The sequence below is a fragment of the Streptococcus sp. GMD4S genome, from assembly GCF_000296955.1.
Window position 1 is genome coordinate 1 of sequence record NZ_AJRE01000330.1, and the last position, 783, is coordinate 783.

Below are 783 nucleotides of genomic sequence, written 5' to 3' on the forward strand. Positions count from 1 at the left end.
CATCTCGATATGGTTTTTATGAAGATTATCCAGATTATCATCGTTCTCCACGGATCATCTATCGTGGTAGCGAGGATAAAATCTTGATCAATCCCCCAGGACAGGAGCCGGTTAAGCCGAGTGATGAACTGTTAAAGCTGATCGTTCCTCCTTTGATGATGGTCGGGGTAACTGTCTTGATCACCTTGATTCAACCTAGAGGGATCTATATTCTTGCGACAGTAGGGATGTCCATAACCACAATGATTTTTTCTATCCGTGGTTTTATCAAAAATCGTAAAAAGTACAAGGCTGATAAGAAGGAACGGGTCGATCTCTATCGCCTTTACCTGAAAGATAAGGTCAAGGAATTGACTCGCCTGGAACGAGAACAAAAAGAAGGGATGCACTATCATTTTCCAACGGTTTTAGAGTTGACGGACTTGGTTGAGAGTTACAATCACCGAATTTACGAAAAGACTCCCTTGCATTTTGACTTTTTATACTATCGTTTGGGACTCGGGAAAATGCCGACTAGCTATGACTTGAAATACGGTCAACAGGAGCGTAGCGGTAAGAAGGATGCTCTAGAAGAAGAGGGTTACGCTCTCTATAGTCGTCACAAAAAAATCCCAGATATGCCAATCCCGGCAAACCTCAGCCATGGACCGGTGGGTTATATTGGACCTAGAAATCTCGTTCTAGAACAACTGCAACTTTTGGTGATGCAGCTAGCGACTTTCCATTCTTATCATGATGTGCAGTTTATTACGATCCTGCCTGAAGAGGAAAAAGAGCAATGGT

1 pseudogene is annotated in these 783 nt (G+C 42.9%); it reads left to right on the forward strand.

What is annotated here, in order from left to right:
* Positions 1–783: pseudogene (locus GMD4S_RS09720) on the forward strand (type VII secretion protein EssC); the annotation flags it as partial.